We start from the raw sequence: 17,270 nt of genomic DNA on the forward strand, positions 1-17,270 counted from the left end.
CCGACCCCGAGTGCGGGGACGGGCCGGGGGCGGGTGCCGGATCAGCCGGCGATGGTGCCGATCGACTCGTGGTGCTTGCCGAACTCCACGTAGTCGTCCTCCATGATCGCCCGCGGGTTGAACATCGGGTCGGCCAGGATGCCGTGCACCCGTCGGCGCTGCATCCCCATGTTGCCGCCGTCGTAGATCGGCAGGACCGACGCCTCCCGCAGGATCTTGCCGAAGCCGTTCTTCTTCTCCAGGCTGTTCACGCCGACGATCTGCATGCACTTGAAGACGCAGTCGAACATCATCTCGGTGACCTGGATCTTGTTCATCGCGCCGACGAGCTCGGCGTGCTGGTCGTGCTTGTCGAGGTAGTCCGCCGCCCGCCAGGAGAAGTAGCGGCCCATCTCGATCTTCGCCGCCACGTCGCCGAGGACGTAGCCGACGTTCTGGAAGCCGATGATCGGCTTGAGGCCGCCCGCGGTGTTGCCCTTGGCGAAGTCCAGCGCCATCTCGTACGCCGCGCGCGCCATGCCGACCGCGGCGATCGCCGCGACCGGACCAGACCAGGCGAAGTTGCGGTTGATGACGAGGTCGCCGTTGCCGACAGCGCCGGGCATGAGGTTCTCGACCGGGATGCGCGCGTCGTCGAAGGTGATCTCGGCGTTGGAGGCGAGCCGGTGGCCCTCCTTGTCGAGGTGCTTGTAGGTGACACCCGGTGTGCCGCGCTCCAGGATGAGCGCCGACAGGCCCTCGGTCCCACCCTTGTCCGAGTCGGTGCGGACGATGAGCGTCCCGGCGTCGACGCCCTGCTCGTCCCAGCCCGCGGACGAGGGCCAGTACTTGCGCCCGTTCACGACGTAGGCGTCGCCGTCGAGGGTGGCCGTGAGTCCGACGCCCGCCGGGCGCGGCAGGTCGATGTCGAAGTTGGCCGTGCCGGAGGGACTGCCGGGCGGCTCGCTCGCCGTCCACCCGCCCAGGTAGGTACCGGACGGGTCGGAGGTCGCGGCGATGAGGAACCGCTCCTTCTGCTCGTCGCTGCCGTACCAGGCGACCGGCATCAGACCCAGCCCGTTGCACAGCACGGTGCATGCGAAGCCGGGGTCGACGACGCAGATCTCCTCCGCCGCGATGACCAGGTCCACGCACGACACCCCGCCACCCCCGTACTCCTTGGGCAGCATGCACATCGCGATCCCGGCCTTGTACGCCTCGATGTACGCGGGCTTGGTCATCTGGAAGCCGACGAGCGGATCCGGCTCCGCGTCGGCGGCCGCCACGACCGGCTTGAGGACGTTCTCGGAGAAGGCACGGACGTCGTACTGCAGCTTCTTCTGCTCGCCCGACATCGTGAAGTCGATGGTCATGAGTACTCCAGTGGCTCGGCGGATCACTGAGAGAGCACGTGCGGACCGGCGGTCGTTCGCAGGCGTCCGTCGGTCGCCACGAACGGTACTAGAAGTGGTATGATAAATGCGTATTTAACAGGTTGCCGATCTGTTGCCGGATGTTCCGATCCGCTCTCCTCCGGCCGCGACGGGACGTGAGGACTTCCGAGGCGATCCGAGCCGCCTACTCCCCCACCACCGCCCCCGGCAGCACCGGCTGCTGCAGCCGGCCGAAGAACTCGGCGGTGAGCCGCTCGCGCAGGCGCGGTGGGGAGAGGGCGAGCAGCGCGTTCACCGGGGCCATCCGAGTGGGCAGGCCCTTTCCTCCCCCTAGCCCGGCGGCGGCGAGCAGGCCGCCGAACTCCTCGGGGGTGAGGGCGTCGGGATCCAGGGCGGCGACCACCTCCGCGATCCCGTCGGCGATCACCACCGGCCCGGCGGCGCGGGCGGCGTCGACCGCGGCGCGCAGGTCGGACAGCAGGGCGTCCTCCTGCCCCGACAGCGCGGCGGTGACCGTGAGGTGCAGGTTCGCCGGTGAGGGGCCGAAGCCGAACTGCGGCTGCAGGTACCAGCCGCGGGCGAGCATCTCGTCGGCGAGGGTGAACACGTCGAGCCCCTCGTCGGCCGTCGTGAGCGCGAGCAGGGTGCTGTCCGGGGCGACCAGCACCCGCAGCCCGTCGGTCGCGTCGACGCCTCCGGCGAGCGCCAGCGCCGAGCGCCGCGCCGCGCGGGCCAGCTCCGCGTAGCCCGCGCGCCCGATGTGGCGCACCACGGCCCACGCCGAGGCGACGGGGCCGCCCGAGCGCGTGGACTGCATCGTCGCGTTGACCATCGTGTAGCCGGGTCAGGCCGCGCTGGCGAAGTACTGCGGGCGGCGCAGCGCGGCGTCGGCGTGCAGCAGGACCGAGGTGCCCTTCGGGCAGTAGGCGTACTTGTGCCGCGCCGGCGCGGTCGCTGATCCGCCCGGCCACCGGGTTGAGCAGCACGTCCCACGCCTTGGGCAGCAGCACCAGCAGCCCGGCCAGCGCGGCGGGCACGACCAGCGACCCGGTGAGGAACGGGAGCAGCAGCAGCCCCGGGACCGTGCCGAACGCCCCGGTGACCAGCGAGCCGGCCGCGTAGCCCGCCCGCACCCCGCCGGGCAGCCCGCCCCGTCGCCGCCGCGCATCCGGCCGTCCTGCACGGCGGGGCCGCGGCTACTGTCGGCGACGTGCCGCCCGCCTCGGTCCCGCTGCGCACGCTGGGCTTCCTGACCATCGGCTCCTTCGACGAGGCCGACCCCCGCGCCGGCCACGAGACCACGCTGCGGGTCATCGAGCTCGGGGAGCAGCTCGGGTTCGACGGGGCCTGGCTGCGCCACCGGCACCTGCAGCACGGCATCTCCTCGCCGGTCGCCGTGATGGCCGCGGCGAGCCAGCGCACGAGCCGCATCGAGCTGGGCACGGCCGTCACGCCGCTGGGCTGGGAGAACCCGCTGCGCCTGGCCGAGGACCTCGCCACCGTCGACGTCCTGTCCGGCGGCCGCGTCAACCCCGGCGTGTCCGTCGGGCCGCCGATGCGCTTCGACGACGTCCGCGACGCCCTCTACCCCGACACCGCCGACGTCGAGGACTTCACCCACGCCCGCGTGCAGCGGCTCGTCGCGCTGCTGCGCGGCGAGCCCGCCAGCACGTTCCGGGGCACCGTCGGCATCGAGGAGTTCTCCGACCGCGTGCAGCCGCACTCCCCCGGCCTGGCCGACCGGGTCTGGTACGGCGCCGCCGGCCGCGGCTCCGCCCGCTGGGCGGGCGGGCAGGGCCTTTCGCTGCTCACCAGCAGCGTGCTCAAGGCGGCCGGCCCCGACGACACGACCGACTTCGCGACGCAGCAGCAGGCGCAGATCCGGGCGTTCCGCGAGGTGCACCCGGCCGGCGCCGACGCCCGCGTCTCCCAGGGCCTCGTCGTCATCCCCACCGACACCGCCACGGCCGAGCAGCGCGCGAAGTACGCGGCCTACGTCGAAGCGCGCACGCCGCGCACCGCCCGTCCGCAGGGCCCGGCGCACCTGCTGTTCGCCCCCGACGTCCTGGGCACCTCCGACGAGATCGCGCAGGCGCTGTGGTCGCACGCCGGGTTCCGCGAGGTGAGCGAGGTCGTGTTCGCCCTGCCGTTCGGCTTCGAGCACGCCGACTACGTGCAGATCCTCACCGACACCGCCACCCGGCTCGGCCCGGCGCTCGGCTGGTCGCCGCGGAGCTGAGGCGCCGTCCACTCATCAGCCCAGCCGCACGTCGTCGGCGTCCACCTCGACGTGCGCCCCCGCCGCGACGATCTCCTCGGCGTCCTGCTCCGGGAACTCCGGGCCCAGCACGAAGTCCGGACCGTGGGCCACGACCGTCCCGGTGAAGCCCACCCGGTCGCCGGCCTCGACGACGATCGGGCTCTCGCCCGCGGTGCCGATCTGCACCCACACCCGGTCACCGCCGCCGGAAACCCAGAACCCCTCGTCGGCGGGCACGCTCTCGACCTCCGCGTCCTGCGCGGACACCTGGCCGCCCACGATGTCGCGGAGGTCGTCGACGTCGGCGAGCTCGACGGCCTCGCCCGCAGCGGGCGCCGGAGACGGGTCGGCGCCGAGGGTGCCGACGAGGCCGACCAGCACCGCCACCGCCGCCACGACGAGGCTCACGACGAACACCCGGTCCCGCCACAACGCCCGCACCGCACCCTCCCCCGCCCGCGCCTGCCGTCCGGGTCCCCCGGTCACGCCCTCCCCAACCCCGCCACCGGCGGTTGACCCGGCAGGCCGCCCGCGGCCACGCTGGCCCGCATGGCCGTACGGGTCGGGTCGCGCGGAGCCCTGCTGCACCTCGTCCTGGGGCTCCCCCTCGTCCTGGCGCTCGCCCTCGCCCTGACCGCCGGCTGCGGCGCCCCGGCGTCGGCGCCCGCCGGCGAGGACGGGCTGCGGCGCATCGCCCAGCGGTTCCTCGAGCCCGGCGCCGACCCGGTGGCGATCGCGCTCGACCTCCGCCCGGCCGACGCCGACTACACCGCGGTGTTCCGGCCCGAGCGCCTGGTCGACGCGCTGCGGCACTACGCCGGCTTCTGGGAGCACCCGGCGGTCCCCGGCCCGGCGCCCGGGCAGACCGAGGCCACGACCGGGTCGGTGACCACCGAGGAGCTGCAGGCGGGCACCGGGGAGGCGGCGCGGTTCCCCGGCGGCTTCCGCACCGCCGCACCCGCACTGGCGCCCGGCCTGCGGATCCACCAGATCACCTTCCACGCGCCCGGACAGGCCGTCGGCGTCGCCGTGGCCGGGTTCGTGGAGGTCGACGGGCAGTGGCGGCTCGTCCCGGCGCCGTGGGAGGTCCTCCTCGTCGAGCAGCCGGGGCACCAGCACTGACCGGGTGCGCGGGCGTCAGAGGGTGCAGCGCGTGTCCTGCGGCGGGAGCGTCCCGTCCACGAGGTAGGCGGCGGCGACGGCGTTCACGCAGGCGTTCGCGCCCGAGAACAGCGCGGTTGCTGCTCGCCCTCGACGGTGAGCACGCCGCCTCCGAGCGTCCGCGCCAGGCTGGTGCCGGCGTCGTACGGCGTGCTCGGGACGCCGCTGATGGAGATCGCCAGGGTGGGCGCCAGACCCTCGATCCGCTCGGGGAAGGGGTAGGCCGGCTGCGGCCCGACGGGCACGACTCGCAGGAGTCGCGGGCCCCCTCGGTCCCGGTACCCGGGTCGGCGAAGGGCGCGAGCTCGTGGATCCGCGCGCGGAACGCCGCGGCCTGCTCCGGGTCCATCCGCCGCTCGTCCAGGCAGCTGATGGCCAGGTTCGCCTCGACCGTGTTGCCCCAGCCGACGGCGAACTCCTCCCCGGTGCGGCGCAGCCCGTCGCCCCGCCCGGCCCGGACCTCGGAGAGCCCGTCGGTGATCCGCGGCCGGTTCTCGCTGGTGCAGGGGCCGGTGACGACGAACCCGACCGCGTCTCAGCCGCTCGTCCCCGAGCACCGCGCGCAGGACCGGAGCGAACACCGTGCCGCCGCGGCGCCGTCCATCCCCGGACCGGGTGATCCGCAACTCATCCGGGCCCGTCCTGTATCCGAGGTCACGCCCGCCGGGTCTGGAGCGTGCCGCAGCGGCACGGCGTCTCCTGGAGACCCCACCCGCCCGGGACCCGACGAGGAACAGGACGACCGCATGGCGCTGACCGACCACACCGCGGTCGGGGGTCTCGACTGCCCGCAGCGGACCGCACCCGGGCAGCCGTGGGCGGACCCGCCCGGCCGCGCGGCCCGCGGCGTCGCCGGGGCGGTCAAGGCGGTCGTCGACGTCACGGGCGCACTGCTGCTGCTCCTGCTCGTGGCGCCGGTGCTGCTCGTCGTGGCGGTCGCGGTGGCCGCCGACGGCGGGCCGGTGCTCTTCCGCCAGACCCGCGTCGGGCGTGGCGGGCGCGAGTTCCGGATGGTGAAGTTCCGCTCGATGACCGTCGACGCCGAGGCGCGCCGCGCCGCGCTGCTCGCCGCGGACGACGGCGCCGGTCCGCTGTTCAAGATGCGCGACGACCCGCGGACCACGCCGGTCGGGGCGCTGCTGCGGCGCTGGTCGCTCGACGAGCTGCCGCAGCTGCTCAACGTCGTCGCCGGCTCGATGTGGGGCCCCGCCCGCCACTGCCGGCCGAGGTCGCGGTCTACACCCCGCGGGAGTGCCGGCGGCTCGCCGTGCGCCCGGGCATGACCGGCCTGTGACAGGTGAGCGGGCGCAGCGACCTCGACTGGGACGAGTCGGTCCGGCTCGACCTGGAGTACGTCGACGCCTGGACCCCGCGGCTGGAGGCGCGGATCGTCCTGCGCACGGCGCGGGCGGTGCTCGGCGGCCGCGGCGCGTACTGACCGCGGCCGCCCGCACGACGGACCGGGAGGGGGCGGTGGACCGGGGCATCCACCGATGGGTCGATCCACGCAGGGGCCGATGGTCGACGCCCCGGGGCCCCGCGCTTCCTAGCGTCGACGCCATGACCACCGCCGCCCCGTCCGCCGACCCGCCCGCCCCTGCCCGCCTGCACGGCCTGGACGCCCTGCGGGCAGCCGCGCTCGGCCTGGGGATCGTCCTGCGCTCCCTCATCCCGCTCGCGCCGGGCGTATACTGGATGGTCACCGACACGCAGACGTCCGCGGCCGTCGGGATCCCGCTGGTGGTGATCCACCTGCGTCCTGGCCGGGGTGAACGCCGCCGTGCGCGACGTCCCGGTGCCGACCGCCCCGCCCGCGGACGCGCCGCCCCTGCTGCTGCTGTTCAGCCCCGGCCAGCTCTGGTTCCTCCTCGTGCTCATGGAGTGCCCGCTCGTCACCGTGGCGGTCCGGGCGGTGGCGGTGCGCCTGGTCGGGCCCGAGCGCGTCGCGGGTGTCCGAGCGCGCCGGTGCGCTGCTCGCCTCGCCCGCCGGCGGCGCGCTGGCGGCGCTGCCCTGCGTCGCCGGACTGCTCGTGCAGGGCCGCGCGGCCGGCGGGATCACCGAGCCGTTCACGGTGCTGCCCGAGCTCGCCCCGCTGGTCACCTACCTCGGCGCGTTCCTCGTCGGCTGGTGCCTGCACAGCCGCGAGGGCGCGCTGGACCGCCTCGCCGCCACCTGGGTCCGGCACCTGGTCGCCGCCGTGCTGCTCACCGTGGCGGTCCTGCTGCTGCCGACCGCGCTCCTGGGAGTGGCGGCGCTCCTCGTCGGCGGGGCCGGATGGACGTGGACCTACGGCCTGGTCGGGCTGTGCAGCCGCCACCTCGCCCGCGAGCGGCCCGTCGTGCGCTACCTGGCCGGCGCCTCGTACCGGATGTACCTGCTGCACCTGCCGCTGCTGGTCGGCGTCGGGATCGTGCTGGCCGACCTGACGTGGCGGGTTCCGGTGAAGCTGCTGGTCACCTGGGCGGTCACCGCGGCCGTGCTCCTGCTGGGCTACGACCTGCTGGTGCGCGACACCGTCCTGGGCCGGTGGCTGGGCGGCCGCCGCCGGCCCCGCGCGCTGCGGCGGCGCGCGCCGGCCGAGCCCGTGACGCAGGGCTAGTGGCAGTGGTCCTCGTGGTCGACGTGGTCGTCCTGCTCGATCTGCAGGGTGCTGTGGTCGAGGCCGAACCGGGTGCGCAGCATCCCCGCGGCGGCGTCGAGCACCGACGCCTCCCCGCAGCGGACGTGGGTGGCCTCGTCGACCACGAGGTGCGCCGACACCGTCGGGCGCCGGTCGTTGATCGACCAGACGTGCAGCTCGTGGACGTCGCGCACGCCGGGGACGCCCAGCAGCGCGGCCTCGACCTCTCCGGTCTCGATGCCGCGCGGCGCCCCCTCGAGCAGGACGTGCCCGACCTCGCGCAGCAGGCCGACGGTGCGCGGCAGGATCAGCGCGACGATGAACAGCGAGGCCGCGGTGTCGGCGTAGGGCCAGCCGGTGAGCAGCAGCACCGCCGCCGCCGCGAGCACGCCGACCGAGCCGAGGGCGTCGCCGAGCACGTGCAGCATCGCGCCGCGCAGGTTCATGTTGCGGCGGTCACCGCCCGAGAGCACGAACAGCGAGACGAGGTTGCCGACGAGCCCCAGCGCGCCGACGACCAGCAGCGGGAGCCCCGGCACCTCGGCCGGGTCGAGCAGGCGCTGGACGCCCTCCACCGCCACCCACACGACGACGGCCACGAGGGTGATGGCGTTGATGCCGGCCACCAGCACCTCGACCCGCCCGAGCCCGAACGTGCGGTGGGCGTCGGCGGGGCGCTGGGCGAGGATCGAGGCGACGAGGGCGGCGGCGAGCGCGCCGGCGTCGGTCAGCAGGTGCCCGAGGTCGGCGAGCAGCGCGAGCGACCCGGCGACGACGGCCCCGACCGCGCCGACCACGGCCGTGACCAACGTGATCGCGAGCGCGACGGCCAGCCGTCGGCGGTCGGTGTCGGCGGAGTGCCCGTGACCGTGCCCGTGACCCATGCCGCCACCGTACCTATGCGCATTCGTGCATGTCTAGTGGGGGGCGGGGAGGCGGCGGCGCAGCAGGTAGGTGTCCATGATCCACCCCTTGCGCTCCCGGTGCTCCGCGAAGAGCCGGACGATGTCGTCGCGCACGGCGTGCAGGTCCCCGTGCGCGAGCACCTCGTCGGGCGTGCCGAGGTAGGCGCCCCAGTAGATGTCGAGGTCGCGGTCGGGCAGCGCGGCGAAGGCGTTGTGGGCGTCGAGCATGACCACGACGTCGTCGATCCCCGCGGGCATGCCCCCGGCGGCGAGGCGGCGGCCCGTCGTGACCAGGAACGGCGAGCCGACCCGGTTGAGGATCAGCCGGTGGCGGGCCGCGAGCACCTGCACGCTGCTGATGCCCGGCACGGACACGACCTCGACCGGGGTGCGCCCGGCGATGCTCTCCAGGATGCGCAGCGTGCCGTCGTAGAGCGCGGGGTCGCCCCACACCAGGAAGGCGCCGGTGCCGCCGTCGGGCAGCTCGGTCTCGATCATGTCGGCGTAGACGGCCTCGCGGCGGCCCTGCCAGTCGACGACGGCGTCGGCGTAGGCGGCCGCGCGCCGGTCGCGGGGCGGGTCGGGGGCCACCACGACCCGGTGCGGCCGCGTGACGTGGCGGGCCAGGAGCTCCGACCGCAGCCCGGCGAGGTCGGACTTCGCCTCGCCCTTGTCGATCGTGAAGAACACGTCGACCCGGTTCATGGCCGTGATCGCGGCCAGGGTGAGGTGCTCGGGATCGCCCGCCCCGATGCCGATCACGTAGACGGTGCGCACCGCGCGACCGTATCCCGGACCCTCGCCAGCGCCCGCTCCACGGTGTCGACCACCTCCACGCCCGGTGGCACGGGCGGCCGGGCCACCACCAGCACCGGCACCCCCTCCGCCCGCGCGGCCTCCAGCTTGGCCGCCGGGCCGCCGCTGTCCTTGGTGACCAGCACGTCGATCGCGTGCCCGCGCAGCAGCGCGCGCTCGTCGTCGACGGTGAACGGGCCGCGGCCCAGCACCACGTGCATCCGCCGGGGCACCGGCGGCTGCGGCGGGTCGACCGAGCGCACGAGGAACCACAGCTCCGACGCGGCGAACGCGGCGAGCCCGCCCCGCCCGGTGGTGAGGAAGACCCGCTCCCCCAGCTCCGGCAGCCGCTGCGCGGCCTGCGCGAGCGAGTCGACGATCGTCCACGCGTCGCCGGGGCCCGGGGTCCACCCGGGGCGGCGCAGCACGACCAGCGGCACCCCGGCCGCCGCGGTGGCCGCGGCGGCGTGGACGCTCATCCGCTGCGCGAACGGGTGCGTGGCGTCGACGACGGCGACGGCCCCGCGTTCCACCAGCCAGGTCGCCAGCGCGTCGGGGCCGCCGAAGCCGCCGATCCGGACCTCCCCCGGCGGGAGCGCGGGCGCGCGCACCCGCCCGGCCAGCGACGACACGACGTGCACATCCGGCTCGCGCACGAGCGCCTGCGCCAGCCGCCGGGCCTCGCCGGTGCCGCCCAGGACGAGCACGGTGCGCTCCACGCGCCCATCCTCGCCGGTCAGGGCCGCACGGGTGCGGGCGGGAGGAACAGGTGCCCGCGGGCGCTCCCCCGCGCCGTGCGGCCGGCGACCACGACCCAGGCGGACACCAGCCCGGCGTAGAGCACGACCGCGAGCGCGGCCAGCGCGGTGGCGCCGGTGTGCAGGGCGAGCGCGCTGGTGCCCGTGACGACCGTGCCGACGGGGAACGTGAACGACCACCAGGTCAGCGAGAACGGCAGGTGGGAGCGCGCGGTGCGCAGCGTGAGCGCGCCGGCGAGGACGATCCACAGCAGCGCGGCCCCGAGCACCGGGATGCCGTAGACGACGCCGAGCGCGACCAGCGCCGACGCGTACGGCCCGGGCACGGCCAGGTGCGCGACGCCGCCGAGCAGGTTCGCGGCGGTGACCGACTGCCCGAGCCAGCCGAGCACGATCCACAGCGCCGGCACCGTCGCCGCCGGACCCACCCCGTGCCGGACGAGCCGCTGCACGATCAGGGTGGTGACGACGAGCGAGGCGAGCAGCGCCGCCCCGAACATCGCGTAGCAGGCCAGCAGCAGCGTGAGCCGGACCTGCCCCGCCGGGGCGTGGGGCACCAGCAGCGCGCCGGTCGCCGCGGAGACCATGGGGGGCACCACCGGCATCAGCCAGCCGCCGAACACCGCGTCCGGGGCGGTGTCGTGCCGGGTGATCACCAGGTAGGGCACGACCACCGCGCTCGCGAGCCCCGCGACGGTGCCCAGCGTCCAGAGCGTCGCGGAGACCGCCACGGCCAGCGGCTCGCCCAGCAGGTCCTTCCCCGGCAGGAGCGCGCCCGCGCCGACCGTCAGCAGCGCCATCGGCGGCGCGCCGTAGGAGTGGACCATCACCGGGTGCCGGGCGTGCCCGCGCGCGGCGTCGCGGTGCAGGAGCCGGTGCGCCGCCGTCGCGACGCAGAGGGCGACGAGCAGGAGCGCGGCGACGACCCACACCAGCAGCGCGGCGAGGTGCAGCCCCGGCACCCGCAGCGGCAGCGTCACCGCTGCGGTGGCGACGATCCCGGTGCCCATGACCGCGGCGAACCAGTTCGGCCCGAGGTGGGCCACGACCTGGCGCGGGTGCGTGAGGTCGCGCAGCAGCCCCGCCCGGTGCAGGAGGTGGACCGGGGTGTCGCGGCGGGGCAGCGTGCTCGTGCTCATGGCCCCGACCCTGCTCCCGCGAGCGGGGCGCCGGTAGCCGCCGCGGAGCGGGGAGTCCACAAGGCGGCCTTGTGAGCGGGCACTACGGTGACCGGGTGGCCCTGTCCCCCCGCGTCCCCGACCTCGGCTCCCTGGAGCTGCTGCTCGCGGTGTCGCGGACCGGCAGCCTGGGCGCGGCCGGGCGCGAGCTCGGGCTGACCCAGCAGGCGGTGTCGGCGCGGGTGCGGACCGTCGAGAAGCTCGTCGGCGTCCCCGTGCTGCACCGGACCGCGCGCGGCAGCACGCTCACCGACGCCGGCGCGCTGATGGTGCACTGGGCCGTGCCGGTGCTCGCCGCGGCCGAGGAGCTCGACTCCGCGATCGGGGCGCTGCGCGGCGAGCGCGATGCGCACCTCGACGTCGCGGCCAGCTTCACGGTCGCGGAGTACCTGCTGCCGGGCTGGCTGGTGCGGCTGCGCGCCCGGGCGCCGGGCGTCGCGGTCGGGCTGGTGGTGCGCAACAGCGACGACGTGGTCCGGCGGGTGCTGGCCGGGCAGTCGCGGCTCGGGTTCGTCGAGGGGCCGGAGGTGCCGCCCGGGCTGTCGGCCGCGACCGTCGCCGTCGACGAACTGGTGCTCGTCGTGCCGCCCGGGCACCCGTGGACGCGGCGGCGCGGCCCGGTCCCCGCGGCCGAGGTCGCCGGCACGCCGCTGGTGACCCGCGAGCCCGGCTCCGGCACGCGCGCCACCCTCGAGGACGCCCTGCGCGCCGCCGCCCCCGACACGCCGCTCGCCGCCCCGGCCCTGGAGCTCGCGGTCACCACCGCCATCCGGCAGGCCGTCCTCGCCGGGGCGGGCCCGGCGGCGCTCTCCGACCTGGCCGTCTCCGACGACGTCGCCGCCGGGCGGCTGGTGCGCGTGCCGATCGCCGGTCCGGTGCTGCGGCGCGAGCTGCGCGCGGTGTGGGCGAGCGGGCCGGTCCCGGCCGGCCCGGCGCGCGACCTGCTGGCCGTGGCGACGGGCGCGGACCGGTCCGCCGATCAGTCCCCGGACCGGCCCCCGGACGCCGGGCGGGCGCGGAAGGTGCGCCGGTAGGCGGTCGGGGACGTCCCGATCCCGGCCTGCAGGTGCAGCCGCATCGACCCGGCGGTGCCGAACCCGGCCCGCTCCGCGACCTCGTCGACGGTCAGGTCGGTCTCCTCCAGCAGCGCGCACGCCCGCTCCACGCGCTGCCGCGCCAGCCACCGGCCCGGCGACGTGCCCGTCTCGTCGCGGAAGCGGCGGGTGAACGTGCGGGGGCTGACGGACTCGCACGCCGCCAGCTCCCGCAGCGTGACCGGGCGGTGCAGGTGCTCCAGCGCCCACGCGCGCGCCCGCCCGGTGGACGACACCGACGGCTCGGCGACCGGGCGCCGGACGTACTGGGCCTGCCCGCCCTCGCGGTGGGGCGGGACGACGGTGCCGCGCGCGACGTCGTTGGCGACGGCGGCGCCGTGGTCGGCGCGGATCATGTGCAGGCACAGGTCGATGCCGGCGGCCTCGCCCGCGGAGGTCAGCATCCGGCCCGCGGCGGTGTAGAGGACGTCGGGGTCGAGGTGGACCCGCGGGTGCAGCGCCCGGAAGAGGTCGGCCGTCCTCCAGTGCGTGGTGGCCGCCAGCCCGTCGAGCAGCCCGGCCGCGGCGAGCACGAACGAGCCGGTGCAGATCGAGGCGATCCGCGCGTCCGGCCGGATCCGGGCCAGCGCCTCCGCGAGGCCGGCAGGCGGCGGGGACGGCGCGTAGTCGAGGTCGGAGGCCGGCACGACGACGGTGTCGGCGGTGTCCAGCACCTCCGGACCGTGGCGCACCAGCACCTCGACGTCGGCGTCGGTGCGCACGGGCCCCGGAACGAGCGTGCAGGTCACGACGTCGTAGAGGGCCCGGCCGGCGGCGTCGCGGGCCTGCCCGAACAGCCGGTGGACGATCCCGAGCTCCATCGCCAGCACGCCGTCGCGGACGAGGACGGCGAGGCGGTGCGGGGCCGGATCATCGTGCATGGCCCGATCCTCGCACGTGTTGTCCATCGAGCCACTCGTCCGGAGCGCTCCCGCGGCGCAGAGTCGGAGACGTGAACGTCCTGTGGGTCATCTCGCACCCGGAACCCCGCTCCCTGACCGCCTCCCTCGCCGCCGACGGCCGCGCCGCCCTGGAGGAGCAGGGACACGTCGTCCGCGTGTCCGACCTCTACGCGATGGGCTGGAACCCGGTCGTCACCGGCGCGGACTACGGCCAGGCGCCCGACGAGCGGCTGCACGTCGGCGCGGCCTCGCAGCGGGCCTACCGCGCGGGCGGGCTGCCGGCCGACGTCGTCGCGGAGCAGGAGAAGCTCCGCTGGGCCGACGCCCTCGTGCTGCAGTTCCCGCTGTGGTGGTTCGGGATGCCGGCGATCCTCAAGGGCTGGGTCGACCGCGTCTTCGTCGAGGGCTTCGCCTACGGCGTCCGCGGCGACGACGGCCGCACCCGCCGCTACGGCGACGGCGTGCTCACCGGCACCCGCGCGCTCGTGGTGACCAGCGCGGGGGGCCCGCCGCCGGTGTTCGGGCCGCGCGGCATCAACGGCCACGTCGACGACCTGCTGTTCCCGCTGCTGCACGGCACCCTGTTCTACGCCGGGGCGCAGGTGCTGCCCCCGCTGCTGCTCGCCGGGGCCGACCGCTTCACCGACGAGGACGCCGCCCGGGCCCGCGAGGAGCTGCGGGAGCGGCTGGCCGGTCTGGCCACCGACGCCCCGCTCGCCTTCCGCCCGCAGCGCGGCGGGGACTACGACGAGCACCTGGTCCTGCTCCCCCACCTCGCGCCCGGCCGCGGGGGGCTCGCGGTGCACCGCGGGGATCACCTGCCGTCGTAGGGCCGGAGGCTGTCGGGGCGGCGTGCCAGGGTGGCCCCATGACCGAGGGTCCCGCACACCACCACGGACTGACCATCGCCGACGTGGCGCTCATCGACGGGCAGGTGCAGGACGTCGTCGTCACGCGGGGCAACCTCTGGCGCGTGCGGATGCGCGGGGTGTGGATCGGCGAGGTGGAGATCGACGGCGACATCGCCGGCCTGCGGGTCAACGGCGTCGACGTCGGTCCGCTGATCGAGGCCGAGCTCGACCGTCGCCACCCGCAGCGCGCGTTCATGCGCCCGGTCGACGCCGCCGGTTTCCGCACGGCCTGGGACGTCCTGGAGTCGCTGTGGGCCGGCACCGTCGAGCGGGCGCGGGCCCTGCCGCCGGACCTGCTCCACGAGCGGGTCGACGGCGAGTGGTCCTTCGTGCAGACGCTGCGCCACCTGCTCTACGCCACCGACATCTGGGTGCGGCGCCCGATCCTCGGCGAGGCCCTGCCGTGGCACCCGCTGAGCCTGCCCTTCGACGGCCTCGCGCAGGACCCCGCCGTGCCGTGCGACCCCGACGCCCGGCCCGGCCTCGACGAGGTGCTGGCCCTGCGCGCCGACCGCCGGGCCAGCGTGCGGGCGGTGCTCGAGGGCCTCACCGAGGAGTCGCTGGCGGGCAGCACCGAGCCCGTCGAGGGCCCGGGGTTTCCCGGGCCGGGCCGCTTCCCGGTCGCGGAGTGCCTGCGCACGGTCCTCACCGAGGAGTGGCAGCACCGCCTCTACGCCGAGCGCGACCTCGACGTACTCGCCGCACGGCTGTGACCGCCCCGACCGCCGCCAGCGGTTGCCGGGTGAGGTGAGGCTTGCTTGACTTCCGGGCCAACCGACCCCCGGAGGTGCCCGTGCTGCTGCTGTCCCCGCCCCGCTCCGCCCTCGACCGACGCCGCTTCCTCACCGGCGCGGCGGGCCTGGCCGCCGTGCTCGGCGCCACGGCCTGCGGCGGGGGCGAGGACCCCGCGCCGGCGAGCGGCGCGACCCGGACGATCGAGGGGGCCTTCGGGCCGGTGGAGGTGCCGGCCGACCCGCAGCGGGTCGTCAGCACCGACTTCTACACGCCGTGGGCGCTGCTCGACGTCGGGTTCACCGTCGTCGGCACGGTGCAGGCGAGCACGGGCGGAGTGCTGCCGGAGTACCAGGCGGCCTACGAGGCGATGAGCCGGATCGGCACGCCCGCGGAGGTCGACTTCGAGGCGCTGGCCGCGCTGCAGCCCGACCTCGTCCTGGGCACGCTCGTCCCGGACCTGCCCGTTGACCTCAACGACCGGCTCAGCGGCGTCGCGCCGACGCTGCTGTTCGAGGCCGCCCGCGAGCCGGGGACCTGGCAGGAGCGGGCGGTGCGCGCGGCCGACGTGGTCGGCCGCGGCCCGGAGGCCGAGGCCCTGCGCGCGGAGTACGAGCAGCAGGCCGCCGACCTCGGCGTCCGCTACGCCGAGGTGCTGGGCCGCACCCGCTTCGCGCTGGTCCGCGGCGGGCCTCAGGGCAACGCGCTCGTCGACCTCCCGGCCTCGTGGAGCGGGGTGGTGCTGGAGGAGGCCGGGGTCCGGTTCGGCTCCGTCGCGGAGGGCAGGCCCGGGGTGTTCGAGCCGCTGTCGTTCGAGGAGCTCGGGCACCTGGAGGACTGCGACGTCGTGCTGCACCTCGTCGACACGACCGGCGAGGTCGACGACAACACGCAGCGCCTGCTGGACCAGCCGACGTTCCAGACGCTGCCCGCGGCGCGGGAGGGCCGGGTGTTCCCGCTGCCCAACTACTACGTCAGCCACTACCGCCAGGCCCAGGCCGTCCTGGACCGGCTCGACACGGTCCTCGCCGGGCTCTGAGTCCACCGGCGGGCCGATCTCGCACACCCGCTGCGCCTGGACAGGCCGCGGGGGCACCGCGACGATGGCCCGGGTGAGCGATGAGGCGCAGGGCGTCGTGTTCCCGGCCGATGCGGCGGGGCGGCGCAGCACCACCGCGGTGGGCCGCGCGGTCCTCGCCGACGCGCTGCGCCCCGCCGACCCGGCCGGCGCGCGGGCCGCGGAGCAGGAGACGGCCTGGCGCACCCGCTACGTCGGGCACTTCCGGCGCCAGGTCGAGGCCGGTCTCGACAGTTCGCAGGCCTGGCTGGAGATGGCCGCGGCGGGGCTGGATTCGGTGGCCGACCGGATGGTCGTCGCGCGCGACGGGGAGGAGACCGGCGCGCGGACGCTGCTGACCGCGCCGCCCGAGCGGCCGCTGGACACCGCCGAGGTCGTCGGCGTGCGCGACCCCGTCGACCGCCTGGTCCTGCCCTATCGCGGCGCGCGGCTCGAGGGCGACGCGCTGCGCGCCCAGCTCGCGCGCTGGCTGGCCGAGGGGGTGCTGGAGCCGTCGGCGGTGGCGGCGGTCGAGACGGTGATCGACCACCCGGAGTGGCTCGCGTTGCCCGGGCGGACCGTCGCCGTGCTCGGCGCCGCGTCGGAGATGGGCCCCGCGTCGACGCTGCTGCGCTGGGGCGCGACCGTCGCCGCCGTCGACCTCCCCCGCCCGGCGCTGTGGGAGCGGCTGGAGCGCACGGCGCGCGAGGGGGCGGGACGCCTGGTCGTGCCGGTCCGCGACGGCGACGTCCTGGTCCGCGCCGCGGGCGCCGACCTGATCACCGACGTGCCCGCCGTCGCGCAGTGGCTGGGGGCGCGGCCGCAGCCGCTCGTGCTGGCCAACTGCCTCTACGCCGACGGCGGCACGCACGTGCGGCTCTCGGCGGCCGCCGACCTGCTCGCGCAGCGCCTGCAGGCCGCGCGGCCCGGCCTCGCGCTCGCCTTCCTCGCCACGCCGACCGACGTGTTCGCGGTGCCGGCCGAGGCCGTCGAGCACTCGGTGCGCGCCTACACCGGGCGCTCGCGCACCACGAAGGTCCTGGGCCGGCCGCTGCGCTGGGCCAGCCGCGGCCGGCTGCTGCACCGCAACTACCGCCCCGGCGCCGACCCCGGGATCTGCGACGCCCTCGTGCCCGCCCAGGGCCCGAACTACGCGCTGGCCAAGCGGATCCAGCGCTGGCGGGCAGCCGTGGCGCGGGCCGCCGGCACCACCGTGTCCTTCCACGTCGCCCCGTCGAGCCGCACCACCTCGGTCGTCCGCAACCGGGCGCTGGCGGCGGCGTTCGCCGGCGCCCACCGCTTCCAGGTGGAGGTCTTCGACCCGGCGACGTCGAACGCGCTCATGGCCGCCCTGCTCGTCCACGACCTGCACGCCCCGCCCGCCGGGCACGACCACCCGTGGCGGCACGAGGCGCACGGGGCGGTGCACGGCGGGCTGTGGCGCGGCCCGTTCGCCCCGCGCAGCGCGCTGGGCCTGGCCGCGGTCCTCGGTTACACGACCGCACGCCAGTAGGGCCGGGCCG

Annotated in this window: 15 protein-coding genes and 3 pseudogenes; 9 read left to right on the forward strand and 9 right to left on the reverse strand. The window is 76.1% G+C overall.

The window, feature by feature from the left end; translation table 11 throughout:
• Nucleotides 1-41 precede the first annotated feature (41 nt).
• From I4I82_RS03530 to I4I82_RS03540, 3 genes and pseudogenes are all read right to left on the reverse strand, one after another.
• Entirely contained in the window at nt 42-1,352 is a 1,311-nt protein-coding gene (locus I4I82_RS03530) for an acyl-CoA dehydrogenase family protein (protein WP_218590573.1), read from the reverse strand.
• 205 nt (nt 1,353-1,557) lie between these two features.
• Nucleotides 1,558-2,313: pseudogene (locus I4I82_RS03535) on the reverse strand (aspartate aminotransferase family protein); the annotation flags it as partial.
• Nucleotides 2,285-2,518, reverse strand: a pseudogene (locus tag I4I82_RS03540) (MFS transporter); the annotation flags it as partial. The pseudogenes I4I82_RS03540 and I4I82_RS03535, both read right to left, overlap by 29 nt.
• 65 nt (nt 2,519-2,583) lie before the next feature.
• Here I4I82_RS03540 and I4I82_RS03545 point away from each other — a divergent pair.
• Nucleotides 2,584-3,612: an LLM class flavin-dependent oxidoreductase gene (locus I4I82_RS03545; RefSeq protein WP_218595209.1), complete on the forward strand. Its 1,029-nt coding sequence runs from the start codon at nt 2,584-2,586 to the stop codon at nt 3,610-3,612.
• Nucleotides 3,613-3,627: 15 nt separating this feature from the next.
• Here I4I82_RS03545 and I4I82_RS03550 read toward each other — a convergent pair whose 3' ends face one another.
• Nucleotides 3,628-4,119, reverse strand: coding sequence for a hypothetical protein (locus tag I4I82_RS03550; RefSeq protein WP_218595210.1), 492 nt, complete (start codon nt 4,117-4,119; stop codon nt 3,628-3,630).
• A 63-nt stretch (nt 4,120-4,182) separates the two neighbouring features.
• On the opposite strand from I4I82_RS03550, the gene I4I82_RS03555 reads away from it, so the two are divergent.
• The 3 genes and pseudogenes from I4I82_RS03555 (at nt 4,183) to I4I82_RS03565 (ending at nt 7,394) form a co-directional block, all read left to right on the forward strand.
• Nucleotides 4,183-4,755: a hypothetical protein gene (locus tag I4I82_RS03555; RefSeq protein WP_218595211.1), complete on the forward strand. Its 573-nt coding sequence runs from the start codon at nt 4,183-4,185 to the stop codon at nt 4,753-4,755.
• An 899-nt stretch (nt 4,756-5,654) separates the two neighbouring features.
• A pseudogene (locus I4I82_RS03560) lies at nt 5,655-6,232 on the forward strand (sugar transferase); the annotation flags it as partial.
• A gap of 511 nt (nt 6,233-6,743) precedes the next feature.
• Nucleotides 6,744-7,394, forward strand: a complete 651-nt coding sequence (locus tag I4I82_RS03565) for a hypothetical protein (RefSeq protein WP_218592755.1) — start codon at nt 6,744-6,746, stop codon at nt 7,392-7,394.
• Here the strand turns inward: I4I82_RS03565 and I4I82_RS03570 are convergent.
• From I4I82_RS03570 to I4I82_RS03585, 4 genes are read right to left on the reverse strand one after another with little or no spacing between them, the layout of a single operon-like run.
• Entirely contained in the window at nt 7,391-8,299 is a 909-nt protein-coding gene (locus tag I4I82_RS03570) for a cation diffusion facilitator family transporter (protein ID WP_218592754.1), read from the reverse strand. The genes I4I82_RS03565 and I4I82_RS03570 overlap by 4 nt on opposite strands.
• Nucleotides 8,300-8,332: 33 nt before the next feature.
• Nucleotides 8,333-9,097 carry a precorrin-6A synthase (deacetylating) gene (gene cobF / locus I4I82_RS03575; RefSeq protein ID WP_218592753.1) on the reverse strand — a complete coding sequence of 255 codons (765 nt, stop codon included), beginning with the start codon at nt 9,095-9,097 and terminating at the stop codon, nt 8,333-8,335.
• Nucleotides 9,079-9,834 carry a cobalt-precorrin-6A reductase gene (locus I4I82_RS03580; RefSeq protein WP_226369857.1) on the reverse strand — a complete coding sequence of 252 codons (756 nt, stop codon included), beginning with the start codon at nt 9,832-9,834 and terminating at the stop codon, nt 9,079-9,081. Before I4I82_RS03580 ends, cobF begins: the two co-directional genes overlap by 19 nt.
• 17 nt (nt 9,835-9,851) lie before the next feature.
• Complete coding sequence (locus I4I82_RS03585; protein WP_218592752.1) at nt 9,852-11,012, reverse strand: TDT family transporter; 1,161 nt, start codon at nt 11,010-11,012, stop codon at nt 9,852-9,854.
• A 95-nt stretch (nt 11,013-11,107) separates the two neighbouring features.
• Here I4I82_RS03585 and I4I82_RS03590 point away from each other — a divergent pair, with 95 nt between their 5' ends.
• Complete coding sequence (locus I4I82_RS03590) at nt 11,108-12,085, forward strand: LysR family transcriptional regulator (protein ID WP_308112761.1); 978 nt, start codon at nt 11,108-11,110, stop codon at nt 12,083-12,085.
• On the opposite strand, the gene I4I82_RS03595 is transcribed toward I4I82_RS03590, so the two are convergent.
• Nucleotides 12,031-13,053 carry a GlxA family transcriptional regulator gene (locus I4I82_RS03595; protein WP_218592751.1) on the reverse strand — a complete coding sequence of 341 codons (1,023 nt, stop codon included), beginning with the start codon at nt 13,051-13,053 and terminating at the stop codon, nt 12,031-12,033. The genes I4I82_RS03590 and I4I82_RS03595 overlap by 55 nt on opposite strands.
• A gap of 44 nt (nt 13,054-13,097) precedes the next feature.
• Between I4I82_RS03595 and I4I82_RS03600 the strand changes: the two genes are divergently transcribed.
• From I4I82_RS03600 to I4I82_RS03615, 4 genes are all read left to right on the forward strand, one after another.
• The gene (locus I4I82_RS03600) at nt 13,098-13,877 is read left to right on the forward strand and encodes an NAD(P)H-dependent oxidoreductase (RefSeq protein WP_218592750.1); all 780 of its coding nucleotides are present in this window, start codon (nt 13,098-13,100) and stop codon (nt 13,875-13,877) included.
• Between the two features lie 38 nt (nt 13,878-13,915).
• Entirely contained in the window at nt 13,916-14,671 is a 756-nt protein-coding gene (locus I4I82_RS03605) for a DinB family protein (RefSeq protein WP_218592749.1), read from the forward strand.
• 41 nt (nt 14,672-14,712) lie between these two features.
• Entirely contained in the window at nt 14,713-15,729 is a 1,017-nt protein-coding gene (locus I4I82_RS03610; RefSeq protein WP_218592748.1) for an ABC transporter substrate-binding protein, read from the forward strand.
• Between the two features lie 73 nt (nt 15,730-15,802).
• Nucleotides 15,803-17,260: a hypothetical protein gene (locus I4I82_RS03615; RefSeq protein WP_218595212.1), complete on the forward strand. Its 1,458-nt coding sequence runs from the start codon at nt 15,803-15,805 to the stop codon at nt 17,258-17,260.
• The last annotated feature ends 10 nt before the right edge of the window (nt 17,261-17,270 follow it).

This window comes from Pseudonocardia oceani (assembly GCF_019263585.2).
In the GTDB taxonomy this organism is placed as follows: domain Bacteria; phylum Actinomycetota; class Actinomycetes; order Mycobacteriales; family Pseudonocardiaceae; genus Pseudonocardia; species Pseudonocardia oceani.